Annotated in this window: 21 protein-coding genes; 6 read left to right on the forward strand and 15 right to left on the reverse strand. The window is 60.9% G+C overall.

Going from position 1 to position 20,631, the window contains the following annotated elements; all coding sequences use genetic code 11:
- Positions 1-76: 76 nt before the first annotated feature.
- Entirely contained in the window at positions 77-358 is a 282-nt protein-coding gene (locus AC3WJP_RS13810) for an HU family DNA-binding protein (protein WP_493722671.1), read from the reverse strand.
- Positions 359-786: 428 nt separating this feature from the next.
- Here AC3WJP_RS13810 and yejK point away from each other — a divergent pair, with 428 nt between their 5' ends.
- Entirely contained in the window at positions 787-1,794 is a 1,008-nt protein-coding gene (yejK, locus tag AC3WJP_RS13815; RefSeq protein ID WP_493722670.1) for a nucleoid-associated protein YejK, read from the forward strand.
- A 127-nt stretch (positions 1,795-1,921) separates the two neighbouring features.
- Here yejK and AC3WJP_RS13820 read toward each other — a convergent pair whose 3' ends face one another.
- The 8 genes from AC3WJP_RS13820 to AC3WJP_RS13855 form a co-directional block, all read right to left on the reverse strand.
- Positions 1,922-2,857, reverse strand: coding sequence for a glutathione S-transferase family protein (locus AC3WJP_RS13820; protein WP_493722669.1), 936 nt, complete (start codon positions 2,855-2,857; stop codon positions 1,922-1,924).
- Positions 2,858-3,070: 213 nt separating this feature from the next.
- Entirely contained in the window at positions 3,071-3,487 is a 417-nt protein-coding gene (locus AC3WJP_RS13825) for a GIY-YIG nuclease family protein (RefSeq protein WP_493722668.1), read from the reverse strand.
- A gap of 13 nt (positions 3,488-3,500) precedes the next feature.
- Complete coding sequence (locus AC3WJP_RS13830) at positions 3,501-3,977, reverse strand: nuclear transport factor 2 family protein (protein ID WP_226503023.1); 477 nt, start codon at positions 3,975-3,977, stop codon at positions 3,501-3,503.
- A 171-nt stretch (positions 3,978-4,148) separates the two neighbouring features.
- On the reverse strand, positions 4,149-5,453 hold the full coding sequence (locus AC3WJP_RS13835) for a CynX/NimT family MFS transporter (protein WP_493722667.1): 1,305 nt from the start codon (positions 5,451-5,453) through the stop codon (positions 4,149-4,151).
- Positions 5,454-5,584: 131 nt separating this feature from the next.
- Entirely contained in the window at positions 5,585-6,349 is a 765-nt protein-coding gene (locus AC3WJP_RS13840; protein WP_493722666.1) for an amino acid ABC transporter ATP-binding protein, read from the reverse strand.
- A 10-nt stretch (positions 6,350-6,359) separates the two neighbouring features.
- Positions 6,360-7,457, reverse strand: a complete 1,098-nt coding sequence (locus tag AC3WJP_RS13845; protein WP_493722665.1) for an amino acid ABC transporter permease — start codon at positions 7,455-7,457, stop codon at positions 6,360-6,362.
- Positions 7,458-7,467: 10 nt separating this feature from the next.
- Positions 7,468-8,646, reverse strand: a complete 1,179-nt coding sequence (locus AC3WJP_RS13850; protein ID WP_493722664.1) for an amino acid ABC transporter permease — start codon at positions 8,644-8,646, stop codon at positions 7,468-7,470.
- Positions 8,647-8,713: 67 nt separating this feature from the next.
- Complete coding sequence (locus AC3WJP_RS13855; protein ID WP_493722663.1) at positions 8,714-9,742, reverse strand: amino acid ABC transporter substrate-binding protein; 1,029 nt, start codon at positions 9,740-9,742, stop codon at positions 8,714-8,716.
- Between the two features lie 500 nt (positions 9,743-10,242).
- Between AC3WJP_RS13855 and AC3WJP_RS13860 the strand changes: the two genes are divergently transcribed.
- On the forward strand, positions 10,243-10,908 hold the full coding sequence (locus AC3WJP_RS13860; RefSeq protein WP_493722662.1) for an alpha/beta hydrolase: 666 nt from the start codon (positions 10,243-10,245) through the stop codon (positions 10,906-10,908).
- 146 nt (positions 10,909-11,054) lie between these two features.
- Positions 11,055-12,569, forward strand: coding sequence for an ATP-dependent RNA helicase RhlB (gene rhlB / locus AC3WJP_RS13865; protein ID WP_493722731.1), 1,515 nt, complete (start codon positions 11,055-11,057; stop codon positions 12,567-12,569).
- Positions 12,570-12,644: 75 nt separating this feature from the next.
- Here rhlB and AC3WJP_RS13870 read toward each other — a convergent pair whose 3' ends face one another.
- Entirely contained in the window at positions 12,645-12,779 is a 135-nt protein-coding gene (locus AC3WJP_RS13870) for a hypothetical protein (protein ID WP_493722661.1), read from the reverse strand.
- A 33-nt stretch (positions 12,780-12,812) separates the two neighbouring features.
- On the opposite strand from AC3WJP_RS13870, the gene AC3WJP_RS13875 reads away from it, so the two are divergent.
- Entirely contained in the window at positions 12,813-13,154 is a 342-nt protein-coding gene (locus AC3WJP_RS13875) for a hypothetical protein (RefSeq protein WP_493722660.1), read from the forward strand.
- Positions 13,155-13,262: 108 nt separating this feature from the next.
- On the opposite strand, the gene moaE is transcribed toward AC3WJP_RS13875, so the two are convergent.
- The 5 genes from moaE to AC3WJP_RS13900 all read right to left on the reverse strand — a co-directional run bounded on the left by moaE (position 13,263) and on the right by AC3WJP_RS13900 (position 17,430).
- The gene (gene moaE, locus AC3WJP_RS13880) at positions 13,263-13,715 is read right to left on the reverse strand and encodes a molybdopterin synthase catalytic subunit MoaE (RefSeq protein WP_493722659.1); all 453 of its coding nucleotides are present in this window, start codon (positions 13,713-13,715) and stop codon (positions 13,263-13,265) included.
- Position 13,716: 1 nt separating this feature from the next.
- Entirely contained in the window at positions 13,717-13,959 is a 243-nt protein-coding gene (locus AC3WJP_RS13885; protein WP_493722658.1) for a MoaD/ThiS family protein, read from the reverse strand.
- Positions 13,956-14,429 carry a cyclic pyranopterin monophosphate synthase MoaC gene (gene moaC / locus AC3WJP_RS13890; RefSeq protein WP_493722657.1) on the reverse strand — a complete coding sequence of 158 codons (474 nt, stop codon included), beginning with the start codon at positions 14,427-14,429 and terminating at the stop codon, positions 13,956-13,958. Before moaC ends, AC3WJP_RS13885 begins: the two co-directional genes overlap by 4 nt.
- A gap of 151 nt (positions 14,430-14,580) precedes the next feature.
- Positions 14,581-15,975, reverse strand: a complete 1,395-nt coding sequence (locus tag AC3WJP_RS13895; protein ID WP_493722656.1) for a PhoH family protein — start codon at positions 15,973-15,975, stop codon at positions 14,581-14,583.
- Positions 15,976-16,314: 339 nt separating this feature from the next.
- Positions 16,315-17,430: a polysaccharide deacetylase family protein gene (locus AC3WJP_RS13900; protein ID WP_493722655.1), complete on the reverse strand. Its 1,116-nt coding sequence runs from the start codon at positions 17,428-17,430 to the stop codon at positions 16,315-16,317.
- A 229-nt stretch (positions 17,431-17,659) separates the two neighbouring features.
- Between AC3WJP_RS13900 and yaaA the strand changes: the two genes are divergently transcribed.
- Together yaaA and AC3WJP_RS13910 are read left to right on the forward strand one after the other, a co-directional pair.
- The gene (gene yaaA / locus AC3WJP_RS13905) at positions 17,660-18,439 is read left to right on the forward strand and encodes a peroxide stress protein YaaA (protein ID WP_493722654.1); all 780 of its coding nucleotides are present in this window, start codon (positions 17,660-17,662) and stop codon (positions 18,437-18,439) included.
- 830 nt (positions 18,440-19,269) lie between these two features.
- Positions 19,270-20,586 (forward strand): nucleotide sugar dehydrogenase, encoded by a 1,317-nt coding sequence (locus tag AC3WJP_RS13910; protein ID WP_493722653.1) that lies wholly within the window; start codon positions 19,270-19,272, stop codon positions 20,584-20,586.
- Positions 20,587-20,631: the final 45 nt, after the last annotated feature.

The following is a 20,631-nucleotide window of genomic DNA, read 5'->3' on the forward strand; positions in this document are numbered from 1 at the left end:
TTTGATCTTTTCAACAGACAATAAAAAACCGCACCTGGGTCTCCCCACGGCGCGGTCTCTGAAAGCCTGTTTACAATTACTTGTTAACAGAGTCGGTCAGCACTTTGGCTGGCACGAACTTGACGACTTTCTTGGCAGCGATTTCGATGGCGGCGCCAGTCGAAGGGTTGCGGCCAGTGCGAGCTGGACGCTCGGTGATTTTCAGCTTACCGATACCTGGCAGAGTGATTTCGTTGCCATTTTCCAACTGATCAGCAACGATCTGGCCCAGTTGCTCAAGAGCATTGCGCGCGGTGGTTTTAGGCGCGTCGATGGCTTCAGCAATGTCGGCGATCAGTTGGTCTTTGGTTAATGCCATGGTGGTGTTCCTTCCCTATCAAATTCATTTGGATTGCAGTGTGCAATGTCGGTCGTCGGACCAGACCCGGCAGGCCTGGCAAGGGTGTTGGTGCCACGCCAATCGCGAATGTAGATACACAAATCGGCGTTTGGTTCGACCTGACAGCAGTGAGCTGCGAGTGATGCGCGCCGTTCAGCCGATGTTCGATACCGAACAGGGCGCAAGACCGGGCAAAACTAGCACAGCAACGGATAAATATCCGCCACTGATGGAGCAAATATTCAGGTTTATTGATCATTTGGCCAAAAAACGTCCAAAAGTGTCGCACCGAGCCCTATTCCCCGGCCCTCATGGACCAGCCAGCCCCCCATTGCGCTACACTTGGCGACTTTGCAGCGAGCGCCCGTCCCGCTACGCTGGCTCCCATTTCACCAGCCGAGAAGCCTATGCCGATCCGTCATTGCATCGTCCACTTGATCGACAAGAAACCCGACGGCAGCCCCGCTGTGCTCCACGCCCGCGACACCGAACTGCAGGCCTCCCAGGCCATCGAGCACCTGCTCGCCGATCTCAACGAGAGCTATAACGCCAAACAGGGCAAGGCCTGGGGTTTCTTCCATGCCGAATCCGGCGCGCACCCATTCAGCGGTTGGCTCAAGGAGTACCTTGAAAGCGACAAGGACTTCACCGGTTTCAGCCGCACCGCAGTCGAGCACCTGCAAAAGCTCATGGAAGAGTCCAACCTCTCCACCGGCGGCCACGTGGTCTTCGCTCACTATCAGCAAGGCATGACCGACTACCTGGCCATCGCCCTGCTGCACCACAGCGAAGGCGTGGCCGTGAACGACGCGCTCGACGTCACCCCGTCGCGGCACCTGGACCTGGGCCAGTTGCACCTGGCGGCGCGGATCAACCTGTCGGAATGGCAGAACAACAAGCAGTCCAAGCAGTACATCTCGTTCATCAAGGGCAAGAACGGCAAGAAGGTCTCGGAATACTTCCGCGATTTCATCGGTTGCCAGGAAGGCGTCGACGGCCCGGGAGAAACCCGCACTCTGCTCAAGGCCTTCAGTGACTTCGTCGAGAGCGAGGACCTGCCTGAGGAGGCTGCCCGGGAGAAAACCCAGGCACTGGTGGATTACGCCAGCAGCCAGTCGAAAATGGGCGAGCCCATGGCCCTGGAAGAGCTCTCCGGGTTGATCGACGAGGACCATCCACGGGCGTTCTACGATCACATCCGCAACAAGGACTACGGGCTGTCACCAGAGATCCCCGCGGACAAGCGCACGCTCAATCAATTTCGCCGTTTCACCGGCCGCGCGGAGGGCCTGTCGATCAGTTTCGAAGCCCACCTGCTGGGTTCCAAGATCGAATATGACGAGGAAGCCGGCACGCTGATCATCAAGGGCCTGCCGACGCAGTTGACCGATCAGCTCAAGCGGCGCAAGGACTGAGATGAGCGGCGGTCTGACTGCCGTCTTCGCGAGCAAGCTTTGCTCCCACAGTGTCAACCGCTCCTGAGCCCTACACCTGTGGGAGCAAGACTTGCCCGCGAAGGGGCCAGATCAGGCAACGCAGATTTCAGCATTTTTCGACGCGAAAGCCCAACCGCGGGAAGTGCACATGCACCGTACCGACGCGATCGTCCTGACGCTTGAGGATGAATTGCTCGCCCCCGGCATACACCAACTCGCCCTCCACCCCATCGACGCCGTAGTCGACCGCCGCGATCGCCACCTGATCGCCGGCCTTGAAGCCGTTAGGGTCATCGAACGGTTCGGCGGGCAATGGCGCCGGCGTCGCATCCCGAGCGATCTCGAGAGCCTGCTCCGCGCTGAGCTCGCTGGATGCGCCATGCCCGAAACCCTGAACCCGCGCGAACCAGGCACTCACTGCCGGATAGGCGTCCACCAGCGGCGCGGTAACCGGGGTGCCCTTGAGGAACCAGCACAGGTGCGCCATGGAGAAGTCAGCGATGCTCGGCTCACCGAACAGGTAGTCGCCGGCCTCGCGCTGCAACTGCTGCTCGAGGCGCGCCATGATCACTGGCCACTGCTGCTTGGCCTGCTCGACGGCGACGCGCACGGCCGTGCCCCCGGAAAACAACTTCATGCGGTCCTCGATAAACGCCTGCCGGGCATCTGGCGAGAAGCGCGCAAACCGCACTGCCGCTGACTCCGGCTGGAATATCAGGGCCACGCAGTTGGCGAACGCGAACGAATCGAGCCAGGCCGCGAAGGTCGCGGTGATCATTTCCTGACCCACCGGGAACATCGCGGGCTGGGCCTTTTCCTGCTCAAGGCGGCGGGCGATGAGTGCCGTGTCGCAGTAGATGTCGGCGCCCACCTGCAGCACCGGCGTCTTGCGATAGCCACCGGTCAAGGGCATCAGATCGGGCTTGGGCAGCATCGGCGGGATCGTCACCGAACGCCAGGACAAGCCCTTGAAGCCGAGCATCAGGCGGGCCTTTTCGGCGAAAGGCGAAGCGGGGTAATGGTGAAGGATGAGCTCTGACATGGGCAGCGTCCGCTGTTGGAATTTGTTTCCTCAGCTTACCCGCGTGCGGAGCATCGGCCTACCCATGGGATTGGATACGGGTTCCGTCTGGCGTATTTACCGGCTGTTCCGGCCTCTTCGCGGGCAAGCCCTGCTCCCACAGGGGTAAGGCTCTAGAGGTCATTGTGGGAGCCGGGCTCGCCCATCGGCCTACCCAGAGAATTGGATACGGGCTCAGTCTGGCGTATTTACCGGCTGTTCCGGCCTCTTCGCGGGCAAGCCTTGCTCCCACAGTGTGACCGGGTCTGGAGTCGTACCCCTGTGGGAGCAGGGCTTGCCCGCGAAGGGGCCATCGGGATCAATACTGTAGGCCGCCACCAGCGCCTCCTTGGCACTTTTGCGCAGGCGCTTGATCAACCGCTCCTGGCGCAGCGCCTCGCCCTTGTCGGGCCAGACTTCGACGTACACCAGAGCCACCGCCGGGCTGGAGGCGAAGAACCGCGCGCCCTTGCCACTCTGGTGCTTGGCGAAGCGGCGGTGCGGATCGTCGCTGATGCCGCAGTAAAGGGCACCATTGGCCGCGCGCACCAGGTACACGGACCAGGGCTTGGGAGAGGGCGCGAGCAGCGCTTCACAGATCGGATCGGTCATGACGCGCAGGATATCAGAGCGCAGTGCCCGCGCGCCCGGCCTGGAAGCTGCGCAGCCCCTTGAGCGCCTGCTGGTTGACCTTGCGGTGCAACATCGGCGTCCAACCCAGCAATAGCCCAGGGGTGCCCAGCGCCTGACGCGACCAGCGCCAGAAATCGAACTGATCGTGATGCTCGCTGATCTTGCCGTCGCGAAACACGAAGCGCGCCTGGATATCGTTGACCACCGTGCGGCCGGTCTGGCTGAACAGGTAGGTCGCCACCCAATGGGCCGCGCCCGCGCGCTCATCGCCGCGGACCTGGTCGAAGCTCAAGGAAAACTGCTGGGCGCGGGACGCCAACAGGCGCCACATGTCCCTGGCATCGTCGCCGCGCAAGGTACCGAAAGCCGGATCGCTGAACAGCACATCCTTGCTGTAGCAGGCGCACATGGCCTCGGCATCGAGGCGGCTGAACGCCGTGTAGAATTCGCGGATCAGGGCTTCGCTCATCAGGGTGTCCACCAGTTACTGTGCGGGCAGTTTTACCATGATGGTGCAGCAAGTGCGATCAGGATGGCACCGCTTACCCTGTGGCGAGGGGGCTTGCCCCCGATACGGAGTGTCAGTCACCTGACTTGACACTGACACCCCGTATCGGGAGCAAGCCCCCTCGCCACAGCTTCACACCCGCTCGCTGCTGACATTCACCTGCAACGCCCTTCCCGCCCCCATCCCGGCCGCCGTCGCCGTGACGCCGATAAACGCGAACACCCAGCCCACCGCGCTCCAGCCGCCGGTCATGTCATGCACCAGGCCCACGGCAAAGGGCCCCAGCGAGGCGATGGTGTAGCCCACGCCTTGCGCCATGCTCGACAGATTGGCAGCCACATGGGCATCACGGGAGCGCAGTACGATCAAGGTCAGCGCCAAGGCAAACACCCCGCCCTGCCCCAATCCCAGCACCACCGCCCAGCCCCACAAACCGCCCAGCGGCGCATACAGACAACCGAACAGGCCGGCCATGGACAGCGCCATCACCACCACGATCGCCAGCCGCTGATCCCGCCCGCGGGTGCCGAACCATGGCGCCGTCAGCGCACTGGCCAGTTGCACGATGATCGACCCGGACATCACCAGCCCGGCGTCCGCCGCCGACAGGCCACGGCCCATCAGAATCGACGGCAGCCAGCCAAATACGATATACGCCAGCGACGATTGCAGGCCCATGAACAGGGTCACCTGCCACGCCAGCGGGTCCTTCAACAGGCCCCGCACCCGGTAGGCGACCTTGTGCGATGCGTGCTGAGTACGCGTCTGGGGCCACCAGATCAGCGCCGCCAACAGCGCAGGCAGCAGCCAGAAACCCAGCCCCCGCTGCCAATGCCCGCCCAGCAGGTTACTGATCGGCACGCTGCTGCCCGCCGCCAACGCCGCGCCCAGGCACAAGGCCATGGTGTAGACACCGGTCATCATCCCGGCCTGCCGAGCGAAGTCGCGCTTGACGATGCCGGGCAGCAACACACCGATGATGCCGATACTGGCGCCGGCCAACAGACTGCCCGCGAACAGCCCAGCTATACCGAAATGGCTGCGCAAGGCGATGCCCGCCGCCAGTACCAGCAAGATCAGCAGCACCACCCGTTCACTGCCCAGGCGCCGGGCCAGCAAGGGTGCCAGCGGCGCGAACAGGCCCAGGCAGAGCACGGGCAGAGTGGTCAGCAGACCTGCCTGGGTGCCGGACAGTCCCAGGGCGGCTGACACTTCGCCCAGCAGCGGCGCCATGCTCGAGAGCGCCGGGCGCAGATTCAGTGCGACCAGCACCAGGCCGAGCAACAGCAGCCAGCGTCGATGAACGACTGGATGGTCCGGGGCGCCTTCGCGGACGGGGCCTGCTCCCACAGGAGCAGCGGCAGAAGAATGGGCTTGAGTGGTCTTTATCGACACAGGCTCGGGGACCGAGGCGGCCTGCTGGGGTTGAATCGACATGGGGGGCTCGCAATTATGGCTAGCAATCAACTGTGGCAGCTGCACCCCTGACGGGTCAACCCGAGCATTTTTGCCGGGCCAAAAAAAACCCGAACCTGCGTCCGGGTTTTCTGACGATGCGCTTCAACCGATCAATGCAGGATCTGGCTGAGGAACATCTTGGTACGGTCGCTCTGCGGGTTATCGAAAAAGTCGTTCGGTGCCGCCTGTTCGACGATTTCGCCCTTGTCCATGAAGATCACGCGGTTGGCCACGGTCCGCGCGAAACCCATTTCGTGGGTCACACAAAGCATGGTCATGCCGTCTTCGGCCAGGCCGATCATGGTGTCCAGCACCTCTTTGACCATCTCCGGATCGAGTGCCGAAGTCGGCTCGTCGAACAGCATGATCTTGGGCTTCATGCACAACGCACGGGCAATCGCCACACGCTGCTGCTGGCCACCGGACAGTTGCCCCGGAAACTTGTGGGCCTGCTCCGGAATCCGTACGCGCTGCAGGTAATGCATGGCGATTTCTTCGGCCTGACGCTTGGGCATCTTGCGCACCCACATCGGCGCCAGCGTGCAGTTCTGCAGGATGGTCAGATGGGGGAACAGGTTGAAGTGCTGGAACACCATGCCGACTTCACGACGCACCGACTCGATCTGCTTGAGATCGTTGGTGAGCTCGACGCCGTCGACGATGATGGTGCCCTTCTGGTGCTCTTCCAGACGATTCAGGCAACGGATGGTGGTCGACTTGCCCGAGCCCGAAGGCCCGCACAGTACGATCCGCTCACCCTGCTGCACATTGAGGTTGATGTCTTTCAGTACGTGGAACTGGCCGTACCACTTGTTGACGCCCTGCATCTGGATGATGCCCGGGGCGCCCGCTGGCTGTTTGATCGCTTCGCTCATGGGAAAACTCCTAACGCTTGTGGCCAGTGTCCAGCTTGCGCTCCAGATACTGGGAGTAGCGGGACATACCGAAACAGAAAATCCAGAAGACCAGGGCGGCGAATACATAGCCCTCGGTCGCCATACCCAACCATTTAGGGTCGGCGGATGCTTGCTTGACGCTGTTGAGCAGGTCGAACAGGCCGATGATGATCACCAGGCTGGTGTCCTTGAACAGCGCGATCAGGGTGTTGACCAACCCCGGGATCACCATTTTCAAGGCCTGCGGCAGGATCACCAGACCCATGGTGCGCCAGTAGCCCAACGCCATGGCGGCCGCGGCTTCGTACTGGCCCTTGGGAATGGCCTGCATGCCACCACGAACCACCTCGGCCACGTAGGCCGACTGAAACAGAATCACGCCGATCAGCGCCCGCAGCAGCTTGTCGAAGTTCATGCCCTCAGGCAGGAACAGCGGCAGCATCACGGAAGACATGAACAGCACGGTGATCAGCGGCACACCCCGCCAGAATTCGATGAAGGTCACGCAGACCACCTTCACCGCCGGCATGTTCGAACGACGGCCCAGCGCCAGCAGAATGCCCAGCGGCAACGCGCCCGCGATACCGACCACGGCGATCACCAGGGTCAGCATCAAACCGCCCCATTGGCTGGTGGCGACGTTTTCAAGGCCGAACGCGCCGCCGTGCAGCAGGAAATAGGCAACGATCGGGTAAATGACGATGAAGCACAGCCCGTAGATGGCCTTCTTCGGCACCTTGGCGATGAACAGCGGCGCCACGCCGATGATTGCCAGCCACACGGTCAGGTCAACGCGCCAGCGGAACTCCGCCGGGTAGTAGCCGTACATGAACTGGCCGAAGCGCTGGATGATGAACACCCAGCAGGCGCCTTCCTTGTTGCAGTCGGCCTGCGTCGTGCCGACCCAGCTTGCTTTGAAGATGGCCCACTCGAGCAGCGGCGGGATGATCAGGTAGATCAGGTAGATCGCCACCAGCGTGAGCAAGGTGTTGAACCAGCCGTCGAACAGGTTGTTGCGCATCCAGGCCATAGGCCCGAAGACCTTGCCCGGTGGCGGCATGTCAGGTTTGAAATTATGAGTGCTCATGGGCGCATCCTCACCGTTCGATCAGCGCAATGCGCTTGTTGTACCAGTTCATCAGCAGGGAAATGCTGATACTGATGGCCAGGTAGACGCTCATGGTGATGGCAATCACTTCGATCGCCTGGCCGGTCTGGTTGAGCACGGTACCGGCAAACAGCGAGACCATCTCCGGATAACCGATACCGGCGGCCAGCGACGAGTTCTTCGCCAGGTTGAGGTACTGGCTGGTCAGCGGCGGAATGATCACCCGCAGTGCCTGCGGAATGATGACCTTGCGCAGGGTCGGACCATTGCGCAGCCCCAGGGAGTGGGCGGCTTCGGTCTGGCCATGGCTGACCGACTTGATGCCCGAGCGCACGATTTCGGCGATGAATGCCGCGGTGTACACCGTCAGCGCCAAGGTCAGTGCCAGCAGTTCCGGGATCATCACCCAGCCACCGACGAAGTTGAAACCTTGCAGCTGGGCGAGCTCCCAGTGCACCGGCACGCCAAAGATCAGCATGCTCAGCGCCGGGATCACGATGATCAAGGCCAGGCCGGCCCAGAACTTGTGAAACGGCACGCCGGTTTCTTCGAAACGCCTGGTGGCCCACTTGGACATCACCACGATCGCGACGATGGCGACGATGACGGCGATCACGAACGGCCAGACGCCCTCGGCAGGAATCGCCGCCGGCATGTTCAGGCCGCGGCTGCTGACGAAGAAGTAACCGAGGATGCTGTGGGCGGCGCGCGGACCCGGCAGGGTCAGGAACACGGCGAAGTACCAGAACAGGATCTGCAACAGCGGCGGAATGTTACGGAATACTTCGATGTAGACCGTCGCCAGCTTGTTGATCATCCAGTTTTTGGACAAGCGCGCCACACCGAGCACGAAACCCAGCAAAGTCGCCAGAATGATGCCGATGAAGGTGACCAGCAAAGTGTTCAGCAGCCCGATCAGGAAGACCCGCGCGTAGCTATCCGACTCTTTGTAGTCGATAAGATGTTGAGCAATACCGAAGCCGGCACTGTTCTGCAGGAAGCCAAAGCCCGAGGTGATGCCCCGGTGCTGCAGGTTGGTTTGAGTGTTGTCGAACAGAAACCAGCCCAGCGAGATCACCGCGAGTACCGTGATGATCTGGAATAGCCACGCACGCACACGTGGATCGGTCAGGGAAAACCCTTTGGGTGCGCCGATTTGATTTTGCATTGAATGCCCCAGGAGAAATGAAACGAGCAACGCCCGGCAGCCTTCAAGCTACCGGGCGTTCAGCCGATCAGCGCACTGGAGGTGCGTACTGGATACCGCCGTTGTTCCACAAGGCATTCTGGCCACGGTCGATGGCCAGCGGGGTGCTCTTGCCGAGGTTGCGCTCGAACACTTCACCGTAGTTGCCGACCTGCTTGACGATCTGCACGACCCAATCCTTGCGCAGCTTCAGGTCTTTGCCGTACTCGCCGTCAGCACCCAGCAGACGACCGACGTCCGGGTTCTTGGTCGACTTGGCTTCTTCCTCGACGTTCTTGGAGGTGACGCCCGCTTCTTCAGCGTTCAGCATCGCGAACAGGGTCCACTTGACGATCGCCATCCAGTCTTCGTCGCCACGACGAACCACAGGGCCCAGCGGCTCCTTGGAGATGGTTTCCGGCAGTACCACGTAGTCGTTCGGCGAGCCCAGTTTGCTCCGCTGTGCGTAGAGCTGCGATTTGTCTGAGGTCAACACGTCGCAACGGCCGCTTTCCAGCGACTTGGCGCTTTCATCGGAGGTGTCGAAGGTGATGGGGGTGTATTTCAGGCCCTGACCGCGGAAATAGTCGGCCACGTTCAGTTCGGTGGTGGTACCGGCCTGGATGCAGATGGTCGCGCCGTCGAGCTCTTTGGCGCTCTTGACGTTGAGCTTCTTGTTGACCAGGAAGCCGACGCCGTCGTAGTAGGTCACGCCGGCGAACACCAGGCCCATGCCCGCGTCACGGGAGCTGGTCCAGGTGGTGTTGCGCGACAGTACGTCGATTTCGCCGGACTGCAGGGCGGTGAAGCGCTCCTTGGCGTTCAGCTGGCTGAACTTGACCTTGGTGGCGTCGCCGAATACAGCGGCAGCCACAGCGCGGCAGACGTCTGCGTCGATGCCAGTGATCTTGCCGGTCGAATCCGCTACCGAGAAACCAGGCAAGCCATCACTGACGCCGCACTGGATGAAGCCTTTTTTCTGGATTGCATCAAGGGTAGTCCCTGCCTGAGCGAAGCTGGCAACGCCCAGGGCGGTTGCAGCGGTCAGTACGGCCAGGGTGGATTTCAACATCTTCATTCAAAACCTCCAATGTGCTCTTGTTGTGTCCGAGCTTGAGTTGCGCCGCACCTTTATGAGGCGGATTCGACCAGTGCTGGCTTTTTTTTGGGTCGAGCGCCGCAACCAGCAAGATTTAAATCCGAAACGCGTAAACTACGTGCCGGGTTAGAACTCACCATTTCCTATCGTTTGCCGGACCGAAGCGCAGGTACTCTGTGTCAGCAGCCATTCGCAACCATCCAGCAGACCAAGGTAAAGCATCTGCATGACGGGTTTATGCGTCCCCCTGCGGCCTCTGCCACCGGGTGTTACCAACGGGGAGCGCGCCTTCATTCAGGGGTTGTGTAGCAAAGGGCATACCATAGTTGAACGCGGAAGCGTTTAAGTGTGCGTCAAGCTTAAAACTTGTAGCCTTGCGACATTCTCTTCTCAAATTGGCACCTCATCATTTCAAATCGATACCGCACGCACTTTTCTAATGCACTTAAAAATGCCGTGCGCACCAACAAGGAGCAGTCATGACCGAGCCACTTATTCTGCAACCCAAACCACCGGCCAAGGCCGATGCCTGTGTCATCTGGCTGCATGGCTTGGGCGCCGATCGGTTCGATTTCGAGCCGGTAGCCCAGATGCTGATGGTCAGCCTCACCACCACCCGCTTCATCCTGCCCCAGGCCCCAACCCGCGCGGTCACCGTCAACGGCGGTTATGAAATGCCCAGCTGGTACGACATCAAGGCCATGAGCCCTGGCAGCCGTGCGATAGATGAAAGCCAGCTCGAAGGCTCTGCCCAGCAGGTCCTGGACTTGATTGAAGATCAGATTGCGGCAGGTATCCAGCCGCAGCGTATTTTCCTCGCCGGTTTTTCCCAGGGCGGCGCTGTGGTCTATCACACGGCCTTCGTGAAATCGCAGCAGCCGCTTGGCGGCGTCATCGCCCTCTCGACCTATGCGCCGACCTTCGCCGCCGACTTGACCGTGGCCGACAGCCAGCGGGCCATTCCGGCACTTTGCCTGCACGGCACTCAGGACACTGTAGTGCCCTATAGCATGGGCCGCACCGCGCATGATTGGCTCGCGGACCGGAACGTCACCGTTACCTGGCACGAATACCCAATGGGCCACGAAGTGTTACCCAAAGAAATCAAGGACATCGCTGCCTGGTTGGCCGCACGTCTGGGCTGAATCGACTGCCCGGCTCGCGACAATGACCCCGGTGGCTGTAGCGCAACGCGTCAGCCACTACGCCGCGCCCGATTCTTGCATTACACTGCCCCGCGTACATTCCTTAACCAATCGATGAGAAGACCGTGCTCAAAGCACTCAAGAAAATGTTCGGTAAAAGCGAGGCTGAGCCGCTCGCCCCCGTAACGACCGCTTCCACCCGCTCCCCCGCAGCGTACGATCAGCCCGCCCATGTCGCGCCCCAGGCGGCGGCCGAGTTGAACGTTGCCGCCGCGTCAGAGGCGACCCCGGCAGCCGCCGCGCCTCTAGCCGCGAGCGAAGCGCTGATCGACAGTGCGGTGGTGCACGGCAGCCCTTTGGTGACAGACCACGCGCCGCAACGCGCCGAGCGCCCTCGACGCCAGCCGAAACGTGCGGCCAGCACTTGGAAGCTGGAAGACTTCGCCGTCGAGCCGCAAGAGGGCAAGACCCGCTTCCACGACTTCGCGCTGTCGGCCGAGCTGATGCACGCCATCCACGACCTCGGTTTCCCGTACTGCACGCCGATCCAGGCGCAGGTGCTGGGCTTTACCCTCAAGGGCAAGGACGCCATCGGCCGCGCCCAGACCGGCACGGGCAAGACCGCCGCCTTTCTGATTTCGATCATCACCCAGCTGCAGCAGACGCCACCGCCCAAAGAGCGCTACATGGGCGAGCCGCGGGCGCTGATCATCGCTCCAACCCGCGAGTTGGTGGTGCAGATCGCCAAGGACGCAGCCAACCTGACCAAATACACCGGCCTCAATGTCATGACGTTTGTCGGCGGCATGGAGTTCGACAAGCAGCTCAAGCTGCTCGAGGCGCGCCATTGCGACATCCTCGTGGCCACGCCAGGCCGCCTGCTCGACTTCAACCAGCGTGGCGAAGTGCACCTGGACATGGTCGAAGTCATGGTCCTGGACGAAGCCGACCGCATGCTCGACATGGGCTTCATCCCCCAGGTGCGGCAGATCATTCGCCAGACCCCGCCGAAAAGCGAACGCCAGACCTTGCTGTTTTCGGCCACCTTCACCGAAGACGTGATGAACCTGGCCAAGCAGTGGACCACCGACCCCGCCATCGTCGAGATCGAACCCGAGAACGTCGCCAGCGACACCGTCGAGCAGCATGTCTATGCCGTGGCCGGCGCCGACAAGTACCGTCTGCTGTACAACCTGGTCACCGAAAACAACTGGGAACGGGTCATCGTCTTCGCCAACCGCAAGGATGAAGTGCGCCGCATCGAAGAAAAGCTCGTGCGAGATGGCGTCAACGCCGCGCAGCTGTCCGGGGATGTGCCGCAGCACAAACGCATCAAGACCCTCGAGAGTTTTCGCGAAGGCCGCATCCGTGTACTGGTGGCCACCGACGTGGCGGGCCGCGGGATTCACATCGATGGCATCAGTCACGTGATCAACTTTACCCTGCCGGAAGTCCCGGACGACTACGTGCACCGCATTGGCCGTACCGGTCGAGCCGGCGCCAGCGGGGTGTCGATCAGCTTCGCCGGGGAAGACGACTCTTATCAGTTGCCGTCCATCGAAGCGCTGCTGGGGCGCAAGATCAGCTGCGAAACGCCACCGGCCGAATTGCTTAAGCCGGTGGAGCGCAAGCGTCCGCCAGTGCCGACCACGGATAACTGATCCAGCCCTGTGGTGAGGGGCTTGCTCCCTCACCACATTGGACTGCACTACTCCCCGCACCGCGCCGCAGTAGCGTCAGCGGCTGTCAGCAACGTGCAACGCGTTGCGCTCGGCGCATGGGTCGAACATCGAAGTCTGCATCTGATCGCCATAGATATTTACCGAACCGCTCGCCGGCTGCTCAGGATCATGGGCCAGCAGGAGGTGCAAACGCGCCTCCCCTTCTGACAAGGACGCTGACATATGAACAAACAGGACTTCAAGCAGATCCACAGCACCCTCAAGCAGGCCATCGGCCAACCGCTGGGCTCGGCGGCGGTTGATGCCATCATCGAAACGTTTAAAAATTGCCAGCATTCCAGCTCAGTTACGTTGTTCTATTCCATCGACAACCGCGCACCGCTGGCGCGCGGCCATGGTAGCGACGGCGCCTATCTGTCGCCCTTGATAGACATCCTGGTGATCTGCGACGAGAGAGCGATCATTCGCCAGCTGATCTGCTTCGACCGCCAGGCTCGGCCCGAAGACTTCGGCCACATCCCATGCACGGGTTGCGTGAGTGCCGCGAACCACAGGGTCGACTGACCCGTACTCGAGCCATAACCAAAAGAGGCCCTTTCGGTGAAAGGGCCTCTTTGTTGCAACCTGCCGCTGACGTCTGAGCAACGTACCGCGAGCGGCGCAGCCCGCTCTTCAAAGGTCCCAGCGCTTTGCCGCTGCCTTGTCGCTCTCTCGCCCCTCGACCCAGCGCGGGCCATCGGCGGTATCTTCCTTCTTCCAGAACGCGGCGCGGGTCTTGAGATAGTCCATCACGAAATCGCACGCCTCGAACGCCGCCTGCCGGTGCGCGCTGGCCACGCCGACGAAGACGATAGGCTCACCCGGCTCCAGCGTCCCGACCCGATGCAGCACTTCGACCTTGAGCAATGGCCAGCGCTGCTCGGCCTCGACGACGATCGCAGCCAGGGCCTTCTCGGTCATGCCGGGGTAGTGCTCGAGGAACATCCCGCGCACGTCCAGCCCATCGTTGAAGTCCCGCACGTACCCGACAAAGCCGACCACCGCCCCCACACCGGTGTTGGCGGCGTGCAACGCGTTGAGCTCGGCGCCGGGGTCGAACATCGCATTCTGCACCCTGATCGCCATCTCAGCCCCCCGTGACCGTCGGAAAAAACGCCACCGCATCGCCGCCAGTCAGCGGCTGATCCAGCCCGCACAGCTCTTCGTTGCGGGCGCACATCAGGTTGCGTTCGCCCAATACTGCCCGGTCGCCACGCGCGAGCAGATGCTGGCGCAGGTCGTCGATGGTGGCGAAATCTCCCTCGACCACCTCCTCGCCCAGCCCGAGCACCTCACGATAACGGGCGAAATACAGCACCTGGATGCTCATGCCGGGTCCACCAGGAAATGCCCGCTCTTGCCGCCGACCTTCTCCAGCAACTGGACGTTCTCGATCACCATGGCGCGGTCCACCGCCTTGCACATGTCGTAGATGGTCAGCGCAGCGACGCTGGCGGCGGTCAGCGCCTCCATCTCCACGCCGGTCTGCCCGGAAAGCTTGCAGCGCGCCACCACGCGCACGCGGTCGCTGCCTTCGGCGCTGAGCTCGACCTTGACGCTGGACAGCATCAGCGGATGGCACAGAGGGATCAGATCGGAGGTCTTCTTCGCCGCCTGGATGCCGGCGATGCGCGCCACGGCGAACACATCACCTTTGGGGTGACCGCCGTCGACGATCATCTGCAGGGTCTGCGGCAGCATACGGATAAAAGCCTGGGCCACGGCCTCGCGGTGGGTCACGGCTTTGTCCGTGACATCGACCATGTTGGCACGGCCTTGGGCATCGAGATGAGTGAGCACAATGAATATTCCTGGGCAAGTGGGGGGATTTTACCCCCGATGCCAGGTCGACGCGAATGCGCTTTTCGCCGCCGAACGCGCAAGCCCGCTCCCACAGTATCGACACGACCCTGTGGGAGCGAGCTCGGCTCGCGAAGAGGCCATTAGGCCGTTACAGATGCGACTCGGCGTATTCCGCCAGAATCGAACGCGGCACCCCTTGCAGGGTGATGTGTACACCGTTGGGGAAGTCCTTGAAGCGCTCCGTCAGGTAGGTGAGGCCCGAGCTGGTGGCGGACAGGTAGGGCGTGTCGATCTGCGCCAGGTTGCCCAGGCAGATCACCTTGGAGCCGTTACCGGCCCGGGTGATGATGGTTTTCATCTGGTGCGGCGTGAGGTTCTGGCACTCGTCGATCAGGATCAGGCTCTGCTGGAAGCTGCGCCCCCGGATGTAGTTGAGTGACTTGAACTGCAACGGCACCTTGCTGAGGATGTAATCGACGCTGCCATGGGTATTCTCGTCGTCCATGTGCAAGGCTTCGAGGTTGTCGGTGATGGCCCCCAGCCAAGGCTCCATTTTCTCGGCTTCGGTGCCTGGCAGGAAGCCGATTTCCTGATCCAGCCCCTGCACGCTGCGCGTGGCGATGATGCGCCGATAGCGCTTGGTGACCATGGTCTGCTCGATCGCCGCCGCCAGCGCCAGGATGGTTTTACCCGAACCCGCCGCGCCCGACAGATTGACCAGATGGATATCCGGATCGAGCAACGCAAAGAGCGCCAGGCCCTGATAGATGTCCCGTGGCTTGAGGCCCCAGGCTTCCTGATGCAGCAAAGGCTCCTGATGCATGTCGAGGATCATCAGCTCATCGGCCTTGACGCCCTTGACCCAGCCGACGAAGCCCTGCTCGTCGATGATGAACTCGTTCATGTGCACGGCAGGCAGCATTTCGGTGAGCTGCACGCGGTGCCAGGTACGGCCGTGGTCCTGGCGCGTGTCGACCTTGCTGACGCGATCCCAGAACGATCCGCTAAGGGTGTGATAGCCGCGCGACAGCAGTGAGACGTCGTCGACCAGTTGGTCGGTGCTGTAATCTTCGGCCTCGATCCCGCACGCCCGGGCCTTGAGGCGCATGTTGATGTCTTTGGTGACCAGGATCACGCTGAGCCGCGGCTGAGCGGCATGCAGGTCGATCAACTGGTTGATGATGATGTTGTCGTTGAGGTGCTCGGGCAGCAGGCTGTCCGGTTCGGCACGCTTGTTCATGAGGATCGACAGGAAGCCCTTGGGGTCACCCTTGCCGCGCTGGATCGGCACGCCCTTTTCGACGTCCGCCGGGGAAGCTTCACCGAGGGTCTTGTCGATCAGGCGGATGGCCTGACGACACTCGGCGGCCACGGAATGCTTGCCACTTTTAAGCTTGTCGAGCTCCTCCAGAACGGTCATCGGGATGGCGACGTGGTGTTCTTCGAAATTGAGCAGTGCGTTGGGATCGTGAATCAGTACGTTGGTATCGAGCACATAAAGGATTGGCTGGGTGGAGGAAGTGCTGCGTCCTTGATCATCCATACTCGGTCACCTTTGTGGGAGCCAGTCAACGCAGGACCTGAACGGTGCTGCGCCGCGAAGTAGCCGCCGAACGATGCCCTTGAGGCAGGACACCACTAACCAGGTACGGTCCGGTTGAAGACGCCACCTGTGTTGCAGGTTTCGGCGGTCTGTCGTCTTGATACCGCAAAACCCATGACGATAAAAAGCACTTTGACAGTTTTTTGAAGTTTATTTGATAGAGAGACGAATAGCGCTTGGCGTGCGCCCCAAGCGCCGTTACAGTCGGAAGTCCACCCTACTAGCACGCGCAGAACATTTTTCTGCAAAAAACCGTGCGCGCCTTGTAAACCGGGGCTGTCAGTCAAACTGATGGCATTCTTCCCAGGCAATTCCACTTTCCACCGTCTGATTCAGAATCAACGGCACCGCCACCTTGGCGCGGTCCTGGACATCGTGAAAGGCAATGATCCCCTTGCGCCACAACAGCATCAGCGTGATGACGCGATCGGCTGACTGCGCCGCAGTCAATTGGCTGTCCTGGGAATCGATATTCCACAGCGCCACCTGCAACTGTTGCGCGGCGAAGAAGCTGCCGCTGTCGGCGCGACGCTGGCCATAAGGAGGGCGGAACAAGGGCACGAAGCTGGCAGGCAACTGCGCCCGCACCAGCGCCACGCTGCGCTGGATCGAGTCCTTCCAGTCGTTCCACTGGCTGTGCGAGCGATACTGCCAGCCCTGCACACCGACGCATTGATCGGCATAGATCGCCTGCAAGTCCTCGTCAGGCTGATGATCGCGGCGCAGTTCGACACTATTGCCCAGCACGAAGAAAATCGCCGACATCTTTTGCTTGCGCAGATAATCGGTCATCCAGTCGGTCGGGCCGGGCGCCAGGCTGGGTCCGCCGTCGAAGGTGAGCAGAAACACCCGATCCTTGAAATCGTCGCCATTGCGCTCCTGATCGTTGAAGCGCGCCACCTCGCTGCTGATCTGCGGAAACAGCGCAGCCATGTGCAACAGCTCGTCGAGGTAATCGATATTGAACTGCTTGCCGGGGATCAGCCACTTCGCATAGAAGGAGTCGCTGGCCACCTGAAAGGTCGCAGCTTCGCGGCGCAACGCGGCCTCATCCTCGATGAGGTAACAGAACGAAGCATCCTGCTCGCAACTTTGCTGAGCGTTGTTGTAGTTTTCCCACAGGCGCTGCCACAACCGCTGACGCAGGGCGGTGATGGCCTCCATGTTGATCTGCCGCAGGCCCAGGCGCTGGGCCAGGGCATCCTCGCTGAGCAGCTCGCTGTCGCCCAGCTCCCGGGCGAACCCCAGCACCTCGGCGCGCGAGGCGACGTCGAACAATACCGGACTGGTCAGCGCTTCGGGCCAGTTGGCACGGTCGAGCACGGCGGCCGGTGGTTGCGCGGCAGCGGCGTTGAGGCAGATGAGCAGGGAAGCCAACGACAGGGCGAAACGCAAAAGCAGTTCTCCGGAAAAAGTCAAAACACATGTAGCGAGGGGGCTTGCCCCCGATTGCGGCGCGCCAGCGCTGGAAACTCAGCTTACCCACTGATCGGTGGCGAGCCCCCTCGCTACAGGTTGGTGGAGGCCGACAAGCGCCCGATGCTAAAGCTTCTATCCCACCGATAGCTAGAGTTTGCGTGTCTATCTCCCTAGAATCGCTCCACGATCCGAAGGAGACAACGACATGCTGATGGTGATTTCGCCCGCCAAGACCCTCGACTACGACACCCCGCCGACGACCCAGCGCTTCACCCAGCCGCAGTATCTGGACCACTCCCAGGAATTGATCGGCCAGCTGCGCGACCTCAGCCCGGCACAGATCAGCGAACTGATGCACCTGTCCGACAAACTCGCCGGCCTCAATGCCGCGCGTTTCGGCAGCTGGAACCCGGTGTTCACCCTCGACAACGCCAAGCAGGCGCTGCTGGCCTTCAAGGGCGATGTTTACACCGGCCTGGATGCCAACAGCCTCGACGAGCAGGATCTGGACTACGCCCAGCAACACCTGCGCATGCTCTCCGGCCTCTACGGCCTGCTGCGCCCGCTGGACCTGATGATGCCGTACCGCCTGGAGATGGGCACCAAACTGGCCAACCCTCGCGGCAAGGACCTCTATGCCTTCTGGGGCGAGCGCATCAGCGAATGGCTCAATCAGGCACTGGCCGAACAGGGCGACGAGGTGCTGCTCAACCTGGCCTCCAACGAATACTTCAGCGCAGTCAAACGCAAGGCACTGAAGGCACGGGTCATCAACACCGAGTTCCGCGACCTGAAGAACGGCCAATACAAGATCATCAGCTTCTATGCGAAAAAAGCTCGGGGCCTGATGAGTCGCTTCGTCATTACCGAGCGCATAAACGACGCTGAACAGCTCAAGGCATTCGACAGCCAGGGCTACCGTTTCAACGCCAAAGACTCCACTGCGGACAACCTGGTGTTCCTGCGTGACCATCCAGACGAATAACCGCCACCGTTCATCGGCGTAGCCGCCCGGCTGCGCCCGCTGCTCTCCCCCAAATGGTCGTGCATACCCCCCTAAAGACAGTTTCATGGCGCCAAGTTAATATTACTGGCGCACTTGATACTTGTATTAACCTTCGCAGTTCACATTTTTTTTACCTCTTCCTTTAAATATTTTTCGATACTGGCAAAAAAATATCGCCGGTCGACAACTGCCCGTGTTTACAGGCCCAAACATTCCCATGATGGCACCTTGCAACCACTGTATTCCCTCCTCGCAATGAAAAAATATTCACCAGCGGTCGTCCTCCTCAGGAACTTCATGGGTGATATGTCGCTCATACCACCCGTAACGATTCTCTTGCAGCGTGTGAGAGATGACGTACACAGCGACTCACAAGGGCGCCGGTGGCAGCACCGGATGTAGTTGACTCAGTCGATCCCCGAGCGGATCAAACGGTTATTCTCAGGAGAGAACGCACCCAATTATCCTCAGCATCTGGCCAAGCCCGAGCTGCACTACAGAGCTCAAACATGACGTCTCAAGTGCTTGATTCACAAGGTGAAACACCGGACTGAAAACACGTACAAGAATAACAACGAGATTAATTGTAATAAAGGCTGGCTACATTCTAGGGCGAGCCCGTGTTCTACGGGCCCTGAGCGCCCAACTTAGGTGCACCTTCTTGGGCACCGGGTTCTTAATTATGCCTGCGCCGTGTATTGCAGCATTAAGTTGTTGTACTTCCGAGTGCCTGAAAAACTGCTGGTTAATCAAACCCCCAGTCTGGCTCTGTCAGTGGAGCTGGCGTGATAAACAATGAGGTGAATGCGATGCGTATCAGCATCTTTGGTCTGGGTTATGTCGGTGCAGTGTGTGCCGGTTGCCTTTCTGCACGTGGTCACGACGTTGTTGGCGTGGATGTCTCCAAAGCCAAGATCGATTTGATCAATAACGGAAAATCGCCAATTGTCGAACCGGGTCTGGGAGAACTTCTGGAACAAGGGATCAAGAAGGGCAACCTGCGCGGGACGACGGACTTCGCCGAAGCCATTCGCGCTACTGACCTTTCCATGATCTGCGTGGGAACGCCAAGCAAGAAGAACGGCGACCTGGAACTCGACTACATCGAGTCCGTATGCCGCGAAATCGGCCTGGTACTGCGCGACAAGGCCACTCGCCACACCGTCGTGGTCCGCAGCACCGTGCTGCCGGGCACCGTCAAGAACGTGGTGATCCCGATTCTCGAAGATTGCTCCGGCAAGAAAGCCGGCGTCGACTTCGGCGTTGCGGTCAACCCTGAGTTCCTGCGTGAAAGCACCGCGATCAAGGACTACGACCATCCGCCGATGACCGTTATCGGTCAACTCGACGACGCCTCGGGCGACGTCCTGCAGGCCCTGTACGAAGAACTCGACGCGCCGATCATCCGCAAGGACATCGAAGTGGCCGAGATGATCAAGTACACCTGCAACGTGTGGCACGCCACCAAGGTCACCTTTGCCAACGAAATCGGCAACATCGCCAAGGCGGTCGGCGTCGATGGTCGCGAAGTGATGGACGTGGTCTGCCAGGACAAATCGCTGAACCTGTCCCAGTACTACATGCGCCCAGGCTTCGCGTTCGGCGGTTCCTGCCTGCCCAAGGACGTACGCGCCCTCACCTACCGTGCCAGCTCGCTGGACGTCGAAGCGCCGCTGCTCAACTCGCTGATGCGCAGCAACGTGTCTCAGGTGCAGAACGCCTTCGACATGGTCAATTCCAAGGACAAGCGCAAAGTCGCGCTGCTGGGCCTGAGCTTCAAGGCTGGCACCGACGATCTGCGTGAAAGCCCGCTGGTGGAACTGGCCGAAATGCTGATCGGCAAAGGCTTCGACCTGAGCATCTACGATGTCAACGTCGAATACGCCCGTGTTCACGGCGCCAACAAGGAATACATCGAATCGAAGATCCCCCACGTCTCGTCCCTGCTCAACTCGGACTTCGACGATGTGATCAACCGTTCCGATGTGATCATCCTCGGCAACCGTGACGAGCGTTTCCGTGCCTTGGCCGCCAACGTACCGGAAGGCAAGCAAGTCATCGACCTGGTCGGCTTCATGGCCCACACCACCGATGCCGCTGCCCGCACCGAAGGCATCTGCTGGTAAGGCTGGACCTGCGCGGGGCCCTCGGGCCCTGCGCGTGCCTTGAAC

The organism is Pseudomonas sp. GW821-FHT01A09, from assembly GCF_058986725.1.